Annotated in this window: 10 protein-coding genes; 8 read left to right on the top strand and 2 right to left on the bottom strand. The window is 52.9% G+C overall.

Annotated elements, in window-relative coordinates; translation table 11 throughout:
* The first annotated feature begins 79 nt into the window (after positions 1-79).
* The 8 genes from ACTNBK_RS15965 (at position 80) to ACTNBK_RS16000 (ending at position 5,352) form a co-directional block, all read left to right on the top strand.
* Positions 80-1,336: a hypothetical protein gene (locus ACTNBK_RS15965; RefSeq protein WP_441147605.1), complete on the top strand. Its 1,257-nt coding sequence runs from the start codon at positions 80-82 to the stop codon at positions 1,334-1,336.
* A complete protein-coding gene (locus ACTNBK_RS15970) occupies positions 1,333-1,896 on the top strand; it encodes a metallophosphoesterase (protein ID WP_087937003.1) in 564 nt (187 codons plus the stop codon). The genes ACTNBK_RS15965 and ACTNBK_RS15970 overlap by 4 nt, the downstream gene beginning before the upstream one ends.
* Positions 1,893-2,777, top strand: coding sequence for a hypothetical protein (locus ACTNBK_RS15975; RefSeq protein ID WP_441147607.1), 885 nt, complete (start codon positions 1,893-1,895; stop codon positions 2,775-2,777). The genes ACTNBK_RS15970 and ACTNBK_RS15975 overlap by 4 nt, the downstream gene beginning before the upstream one ends.
* Positions 2,770-2,994, top strand: coding sequence for a hypothetical protein (locus ACTNBK_RS15980; RefSeq protein ID WP_087937001.1), 225 nt, complete (start codon positions 2,770-2,772; stop codon positions 2,992-2,994). The genes ACTNBK_RS15975 and ACTNBK_RS15980 overlap by 8 nt, the downstream gene beginning before the upstream one ends.
* Positions 2,994-3,305 carry a hypothetical protein gene (locus tag ACTNBK_RS15985; RefSeq protein WP_101691777.1) on the top strand — a complete coding sequence of 104 codons (312 nt, stop codon included), beginning with the start codon at positions 2,994-2,996 and terminating at the stop codon, positions 3,303-3,305. The genes ACTNBK_RS15980 and ACTNBK_RS15985 overlap by 1 nt, the downstream gene beginning before the upstream one ends.
* Positions 3,306-3,347: 42 nt before the next feature.
* A complete protein-coding gene (locus tag ACTNBK_RS15990; protein ID WP_148337050.1) occupies positions 3,348-3,737 on the top strand; it encodes a recombinase family protein in 390 nt (129 codons plus the stop codon).
* A 117-nt stretch (positions 3,738-3,854) separates the two neighbouring features.
* Entirely contained in the window at positions 3,855-4,214 is a 360-nt protein-coding gene (locus tag ACTNBK_RS15995) for a hypothetical protein (protein WP_087334825.1), read from the top strand.
* Between the two features lie 298 nt (positions 4,215-4,512).
* Complete coding sequence (locus ACTNBK_RS16000; protein ID WP_441147610.1) at positions 4,513-5,352, top strand: EamA family transporter; 840 nt, start codon at positions 4,513-4,515, stop codon at positions 5,350-5,352.
* Between the two features lie 616 nt (positions 5,353-5,968).
* On the opposite strand, the gene ACTNBK_RS16005 is transcribed toward ACTNBK_RS16000, so the two are convergent.
* On the bottom strand, positions 5,969-7,303 hold the full coding sequence (locus tag ACTNBK_RS16005) for a GntP family permease (protein ID WP_441147612.1): 1,335 nt from the start codon (positions 7,301-7,303) through the stop codon (positions 5,969-5,971).
* Between the two features lie 49 nt (positions 7,304-7,352).
* Entirely contained in the window at positions 7,353-8,006 is a 654-nt protein-coding gene (locus ACTNBK_RS16010; protein WP_441147614.1) for a CoA transferase, read from the bottom strand.
* Positions 8,007-8,085 lie beyond the last annotated feature (79 nt).

Here is an 8,085-nt window from a genome sequence, read left to right on the forward strand (position 1 = left end):
CCGTAAATGTTTCCTGTTTCTTCATCCCCATACACCACCATTGCGTTGATAGTGTTATTATCCCACATCCGGAGCCTTTATGGTAGTGCGGATTAAATCAGAGATTCCCAAGCACTACATCAACTGGCTGGGTCGGGTGGAATACCGAAACATCAACTGCTCCTTCACCTATGACGAGACATCCTATGCGGCCATCGACCGGATCTTCCGCCTTCTCCACCGGCTGGAGCCAGGCCCGGAGAACACAAGCTGGGAACTATGGCTCCGTGCGGAGCGAGGTACCATTGAAGACTTCGGCAGCTTTGAGGAGCTGCGGGCGGACGGCCAGGTGGAGAGCTTTGAGGAGTTTGAAACCTGGTGGCACTCCGAGTTCCCGGAGGAGGCAGCGTGGTTCCACTTTGCCGCCGGCGAGGATCAGAAGATCGGGTATCGGGCAATATTCTTGGGGCATCGGCATGTGCTGGAGGTGGACAGCCGCAAAGAGCGCGCCTTCCCCTATGACATCGCCCCATTCACCGCCTGGCTGGAGGGTGCGGTACGGGACACCGTTCAGATGGTGGAAACCGGTTCTTATCAGGAACTGGTGGAGCGGGAGCTGCCCATCTGGCATCGAACCGGAACCATCCTGCGCCGGGATCTGTGGAGGGTATTCCCACAGTGGAAGGAGGAGTTCTTCCAGGACTTCTCCCAGCAGGAGGTGGAGGAGTTTCTCACCTCGGCGGTTGGGTATCCTTTGGAAAATAACAAGCGGCTCCCATCCGTGACCGCAAACGAATTCTATCACTTCTGTGCCCTGGGCTATCGGGCCATGGGATACACTGGAACGGAGAAATCGGAAAAAGAGCAGTACGCTCTCCACGCCGATGGGCGGGACGAGGGACTGTCCAAGCTGGACGGAGATTCCCCCGAAGCTTTTGCACGGTGGCTGAAGGAGCGTCCCCGCACCGGTCACCCCTGGGAGGTATGCCGGGGCGGCAACAGCACCCACATCGACTGCATCGTACACCAAGATGCGCATGGCTACTATCTGGTGGTGGCCGGTCTTGCGGAGACCCGGACGATTGAGGCGGTCCGTTTCTTCCTGGCGCTTTATCGGGCAGGCGTTCCCGTATGCATCCGAAACACAGAGGAACTGAAGGCCCGCCTGACCGGAGCGGAGTCCATCGGCATCGTGCCGGAGGGAGTCTTTCCCGCCTACTGCCACGACAGGTTTCCGGGAGAGAGCATTGTCGATTTTATGAACCTGCCTCGGGAGCGTCAGGATGAACTTGCAAAATACTGCCGATGGCAGCCAATCCCAGTTCCCAGGATGAAGAAGGAGGGTGAAACCCCATGATCTTCTTTACCTCTGACCTGCATCTCGGTCACGAAAACTGCATCCGCCTTTGCAATCGGCCCTTTTCCAGTATCGAGGAGATGGACGAAACTCTCATCGAAAACTGGAACCACAAGGTCACAGGGAAGGATACTGTCTATATCCTCGGCGACCTGATCTACCGCAGCCAAAAGCCGCCGGAGGAATACCTGCGGCGGCTGCGGGGGAAGAAACATCTCATCCTTGGGAATCATGACAGGGGATGGATCAGGAGTTGTCAGACAGAACGATTCTTTGAAAGCGTCAATAACCTGCTGTATGTCGCAGACGGGAAGCGGCAGTACACACTTTGTCACTACCCCATGATGTCTTGGCCTCACATCATGCGCTGCTACATGGTCTTTGGCCACATCCACGGCAATACCGACGCGGATTACTGGCCGCTCATCCAGGCAAACGAGAGAATGCTGAATGCCGGAGTGGATGTCAATCACTTCGAGCCGGTCACCTTTGAGGAGATGGAGGCCAACAATCTTCTGTATAAAGGTCAGTCAAAAGCCGGGCTTGAGGTGCAGCCGTGAGACATAAAAAAGGCTTTTATGAGGTGGCTCCTGTAGCCGGTTTCATCGCACGGCAGGACTGGACGCACACGATGGAACGAGCCGAGCGAAACGGCCTCTTTCTCCAGTCCCGAAAAGGAAGCACCGGGCTGCTGTTCTCCGTGAGAATCCTCGCTCCCATTTTAGATGGAGGGCTGCGGCATATCGTTCTGGCAGCGATCCAGTACAGTCTGGGGCGGCACACTTATATGCCCGGCATAGTCGCGGAATTCACCTGCCGGAACCTGAGCCGTCTGGACGAAGCTACCCGTTTCACCGCTGTGGCAGAGATCCGCGCACATTTAAACCGATATGGAGAACAGGAGCCATATCCTCGATTGTGGCACAGCTTGAGTCGGGTGCTCACATCTGGCAAAATCAAAGAAGACGATAGGAGGAAGGAAAGGATGCCGATTTTACAACCTCTGGAAAGCATGGAACGCATCTCACGCCAAGCACTGGCAGATGACCTGGACACCGTGCTGGAAAGGATAAGCCGCGAGGACATTGGGCTGGTGATCACCGAGGAAGGCAAAGATGACCTGGTTCTCTGCCCAGCCTCCTGGTTCAACCTTGACTATGTGGATGACTTTTCCTGTGTCATCAACAGCGCCCTCCGCTATGCCATGCGCAGCGAAGATGAGGAGAGTTCGGCGGTCGTCCAGTATCTTCGTCGCCACTACCAGTTGTTCGATGAAAAGACGCTTTCGGTGGCTGTCGCCGATCTGGAGCGGGAACTGAACCAGCCGATAGTGACCCTCAAGCAGCCGCAGGTCTGGAAGGAGCTCCAGGAGCTGTTCCGGCAGCGACTGGACGAGTTGCGGAAGGAATCTTCGGAAGGCGAGGAAACGCACCATGGATGAAAAGCAATATGAGCTCGTGGAAATCCAAGTAGATGCGGAGCTTCTGGAACAGTTGGAAGCGGTAATCGCCCCGATGGGGCTGACGCCAGAAATGTTGGCTGTGAAGTTCTTCGAGTTCTGCGTCGATCCCGCTACTCAGGAGTTGGCCATCTCCTTGCTTCTGAAATGGAAAGCCGAACAGGAAGCGGAGGGGGAGAATCCGGGAGGGGGACTTTAATGCTGTCCAAGGAAACCTTCTGTGAAGCCCTGCGAAAGATCCAAGCGCAAAAGGATCGAGACGAACAGTTCAGTAAGGCACTCACCCTGATGGGAGACGGACATTTCGTATTTGAGGGCGGAGCACCGCTTCTTGCCGCCTTGCTGGATGTACTGAAGGAAGCGGTCAACGACCAGTACGACTATATCAGCTGGTGGCTTTACGATGCCGCCCCGGACTATGAAGTCTGGACCGATGATGAAAAAACTAAGTGGTGCCTGAAGGAACCGGAAGCCCTGTATGATTTCATCCGGGATGAATGTCAGGGCTGAGTGGTAGCGTCTCCCCAAATTCGTTCAAGGAGGTCAAATCAGATGTCTAAGTGCTGCCTATACTGCCGGGTAGATGGAGCGTCTACGGAAAGCAATCGTCTCGCCATAAACCAGCAGCTCACCGCACTCCGAAGCCTCGCCGGCCAGCTTGGCTTTTCGATTTCCGCAGAGATGCTCCAATATGAGAGCGGCTTGGACGCAAACCGACAGAGCATTCGAACGCTGATCCGTGATGCACGACATGGAGTCTATGACCGTGTGCTGGTGATGAACGGCGACCGTCTGGCTCGTGACGCCGAAGGTTTGGCGGCAATTGGAGAAAAGTTGACCGCAGCAGGAATTCGGGTCTATTGCCCAGATGGCGAAATTGATCTGGCCCCCGCATATTCTCATGGTTATTTCCGGGTGGCAACGATGGAACAGACCATGTGATTGGGAAAAGTTCCCGTCCCACCTCTCTTCCACGGCCAAAGAAAATGCGGTATAATAAAAGAACCACATACACCAGACCGGGAAAGTTGCTCATTCCGGCAGGAAGGAGATGTTGCCATGAGTTCATTAGAGGAAAAGAAAAGTGAGCTTGAGAGGGTCCTTGGGGTATTCCAGAACTACATTGAAGGCTCTGAATTGCTCGATGTGGTCTATTCGAAAAAGTTCGGGTATGTTCTGCTTGGCCTGCCTGCGGCGGATTCCATTGATGACTCCGATGTAACACGACTGGAAGATCCCGAAACATTGGTGAAAGAGATCTATCAGAATCTCGCATACGACTTTATGGAGCAGGAAGGGCACAGCGAGGATTACACGGAAGCCACCAATCTGGAAAAGCGAGCTATGCGGGAATGGATGAAAGAGTACACGGATCAGCTGCCGGAATACAACTACCTGCTGGACGAACTCCTTGGATAATGTGTCCGATGAAGCAGGCGCTTCCCTCAGTCAATCTTTCGGCATGGATAAAGCGGACATCTTTTTTGGTCGAACACTAAAATTGACCCTCGGGTGGAAAATCCACAGCCATCGCAGCGAAAACGCCAAAAAATAATGGGTGAAGACCCGCAAAGCCTTGAAAATCATGGATTTTCGCAAATATCTCAATTGGTCTTACACTCCATAAAAGTACCGCAATCCAATGGATTGTGGTACTTTTTTTATATGTTTGAAGTTTATAGTATGCAAGCTTCTGAAAAGAGAGGGAGGCTTAAATATGATTTTCCTTTTGCTGGCCTTGCTGTCCAGCTCTGTGCTGGCCATTGTCCTGAAATATCTGAACTCCAGCAGCCCGTATGGAGTCTATTTTGTCAACTATATCATCTGCACGCTTCTGGCCTTTGCCACCATGGAGCCAAAGGCGCTTTATAACAATGACATTACCCCCTGTTGGCTGGGAGGGATCACAGGACTGCTCTATCTTGCGTCCCTTTACGCCAACGGATACAGCATCCATAAAAACGGAGCCATCCTCTCCTCGGTCTTTACCCGCCTGGGGGTATTGGTGCCTATTCTGTTGTCTGTGATGCTGTTTGGGGAGCGTCCCACCATGCCTCAGGAGCTGGGCATAGCGTTGGCGGTGGTGGCTGCCGTGATGATGAACGGACTTCCCCGGAAGGCAGAAAACCACGCCACAGGGAACAAAATCTATCTGCTGCCGCTGCTACTGACGCTGCTTCTCAATGGAACCAGCGACGCTATGTCCAAGGTCTTTACTCAGCTGGGCCGCCGGCAGGACGACGGGCTGTTTATGTTTTACATCTTTCTCTTTGCCGGGCTGGCCACCCTGACGATACTGGTCAAAGAACGTCGGCCCCCCACGGGCCGGGATATTTTCTTCGGGGTGCTGGTGGGCGTTCCCAACTTTCTTTCTTCCCGCCTCCTCTTGGCCGCCCTCGCGGAGCTTCCCGCCTTCCTTGTCTACCCGTCCTACAGCGTGGGGGTAATCCTGACCATCAGCGTGGTCAGCTTCTTCCTTTTTCACGAACGACTGAATAGCCGTCAAATGGGAGCGGCAGGGATAACCCTGGGAGCCCTTGTGCTGCTCAACCTGTGAGCGAGCATAATATTCACCGCCACTGCCCTCTTTCCACGTCATAAAATGCATCTCAAACAGGCGGAATATCTTTGCTCGCTGGTTCCGTATCCATGGCATGGATGAATTACATTGGAGTCTGCGCGGTAAAGGTGTAAGGTAGTTGGCGCTGGCAATGCCGACCCGGGATATGTGTTGGAATAAGTCCTGATAGGTCCGGGGCTTACTGGGGCCGCCTTTCTCACGGCAGAAGACAGAACATCCGAAGCTACAGCCGGGATACTGCTCCATCAGGGAGAACTGGATTTCTCGGTGCTGGCACAGCACCTGGTAAAACTCATCACAGAGGCAGACGATCAGCCGGAAATATGATGAATCAGCGCATACGCCCAATGCGGTTCTGGATGATAACGGGTAAACTTGCATAGTCCCAGGCCAGATTCAGCATAAAGGTGCACCTCCTCCTTGGTGGGGAGGTGCGCTGCTTTCTTTAGCGTATGCGGCAGAAATTAGATGTGTGTCTGCCGTTTAATTGGTAGCGAGGGGCTTTGTGAGGTGTCCCTTGCTTGTTCAGAAGAAAAAGGGGGCGTTGCAGATTTCTAATCTGCAACGCCCATTTCTGACAAAGTTACTATTTTTAAAAGGTAAGACCCAGGGTAATCAGTATGCCGCAGAAGACTGCAGTTAGCAGAGTGCAGACCACAGAAATAACAAAGTTGTTGATGTAGGCATCCTTGTAGCTCAACTTGCACATGTAGTAGGTGTTGGCCAGGGCGGAGCTGTGAGGCAGAGTATCCAGACCAACGGAGGATATGGCACACAGACGGTGCAGGGCAGGGAGAGGAATGCCGAGGCTCATGAAGCGGTCGCCCAGCAGTTCCAGAGCAAGACGCTGACCAGTAGAGGAAGATGCGGAGAAACCAGCGGCTACATTGATGGCAATTATGACCTGCACCACAGGAGGACCGGGAATCTTATCCAATGCGTTGATAATAAAATCAAAGCCGGACACAGCGGCGACTACGCCGCCAAAGCCGGTAGCAGAAGCCAGAGCCACCAAAGCGGTGTTGGTATTCTGAACGGCAGTCAAGGCGCCATTCTTCAGATGTTTCAGAATGTTCTTGGGTTCAAAAATAAGATAGGAAACAGCAGTGGCGCAGGCCAAAGAGACAACAGCAGGGGCCTTAACCACGTTGAGGACTACGATGAGCACGATGGAAGGGATCAGACACTTCAGCAGAGGGATGTTGTATTCCTGGACATTCTTGGAATCATCCCAAGAGCGTAGCAGTGCGGTACCGGTGGGCTCAAAGCCCTCGCCGCTTTTTTCGGCTCTGCGAAGCTGGAAGACCACCCAACTAACGCACAAAATCAAGCAGAAGATAGCGCAGATACAACCAAGTACGGGGGCGGCCATAGCGTCTGTACCGAAGAACTCCATAGGGACCAGGTTGGTCAACTGAGGAGAACCAGGTAACATTGCTACTGTGAAGGTAGAAGAGCCAATGGCGCCGCAGGTATACAGGTGCCAGGGAATATTTAACTGCTGAAACAGATCCTTGGCAATGTAGAGGACCGTAAAGGTAACAACAAATACGCTTATACCGCCATAGCTGAATACAGCTTGTAGGGCTGCCAGGCAGAGTACACCAGCCAATTTCTCATGGCCCTTAAATTTTCTGGCCAAACGGGCCAGGGCAAAGGCAATGGATTGAGCGGCTCCCACATCACCGAGGGACTTGGCGAACAGGGCGCTGAAAAAGAACATAAGAAAATAGCTGGAAACAGCACCGGCAAACCGGGGCATGTAGTCATCGGTCAGGGCAGTCATGATGTTCACGCCGGAAAAAATGGCGACGATTGCAACAGCCAAGATACTGACTAGGGTGACGTGGTATCCTTTAAAAATGCCAAAGATAAAGAAGGCTGTAGCAACCAGAATACCAATCAAGCTCAATACTTCAGGATTCAAAATTCTCCCTCCTCAATATTTCCTCGGGTATACCAATGTGGGATACAGATTATTTCACCACCGCAGCACCCCCCTCGGAAAGCGAGTCGTTCTCTGCGCCGGAGTAACCCAGCTCTTCCAGAATTTCGCGGGTATCTTGACCCAAGGTGTGGGCCAGTTCATATGGAGGTAAGCCGCCTTCTTCCAAGGTGACACAGGGACGAGCAAGCCAATAATCTTGACCACTGGGGCAAGTGATATGCTCTACATAGTGGTTTGCCTTGGCCTGTTCACTTACGATGGCTTCCCGGAAATGGGCCAGACGACTATGCACAATATCGGCCTTGGTCAAACGCTCATCCCAGTAATCGGAATCTTTGCTGCGGAACTGATCCTCGAGGAGCTTTATGAATGGACCTCGATTTTCCAACTTACCTACATCAGCGGAGGTGTGGAACCGAGGATCGGAGGCAACCTCGGGAATTTCCATTGCTGCACAGAAGGCATCGCGATAGCGCTCCCACTCCATGATGTTGATCATGATCCATTCCCCATCACCACATTCATAGGGCAAGGTGATGGGACGGCCCTCGAAACGAGTCTTGGGATATTTGTAGTTAAAGGGCGGCTGAACAGATGTGTTCATCAGGCTCATAACCCAAGTAGCAAGGCCAAATAGGGAGACGGAGACTTTGGGAATCTCTGATTTAATCCGCACTACCATAAAGGCTCCGGATGTGGGATAATAACACTATCAACGCAATGGTGGTGTATGGGGATGAAGAAACAGGAAACATTTACGG

Source organism: Intestinimonas sp. HCP28S3_D6 (assembly GCF_052065695.1).
Taxonomy (GTDB): Bacteria; Bacillota; Clostridia; order Oscillospirales; family Oscillospiraceae; genus Intestinimonas.

Excerpts from the sequence above, each read along its gene's own strand:
- ACTNBK_RS15970 (WP_087937003.1), top strand. The coding sequence starts at position 1,333 with ATGATCTTCTTTACCTCTGACCTGCATCTCGGTCACGAAAACTGCATC.
- ACTNBK_RS16010 (WP_441147614.1), bottom strand. The coding sequence starts at position 8,006 with ATGGTAGTGCGGATTAAATCAGAGATTCCCAAAGTCTCCGTCTCCCTA.
- ACTNBK_RS15990 (WP_148337050.1), top strand. The coding sequence starts at position 3,348 with ATGTCTAAGTGCTGCCTATACTGCCGGGTAGATGGAGCGTCTACGGAA.
- ACTNBK_RS15965 (WP_441147605.1), top strand. The coding sequence starts at position 80 with ATGGTAGTGCGGATTAAATCAGAGATTCCCAAGCACTACATCAACTGG.
- ACTNBK_RS15980 (WP_087937001.1), top strand. The coding sequence starts at position 2,770 with ATGGATGAAAAGCAATATGAGCTCGTGGAAATCCAAGTAGATGCGGAG.
- ACTNBK_RS15995 (WP_087334825.1), top strand. The coding sequence starts at position 3,855 with ATGAGTTCATTAGAGGAAAAGAAAAGTGAGCTTGAGAGGGTCCTTGGG.
- ACTNBK_RS16000 (WP_441147610.1), top strand. The coding sequence starts at position 4,513 with ATGATTTTCCTTTTGCTGGCCTTGCTGTCCAGCTCTGTGCTGGCCATT.
- ACTNBK_RS15985 (WP_101691777.1), top strand. The coding sequence starts at position 2,994 with ATGCTGTCCAAGGAAACCTTCTGTGAAGCCCTGCGAAAGATCCAAGCG.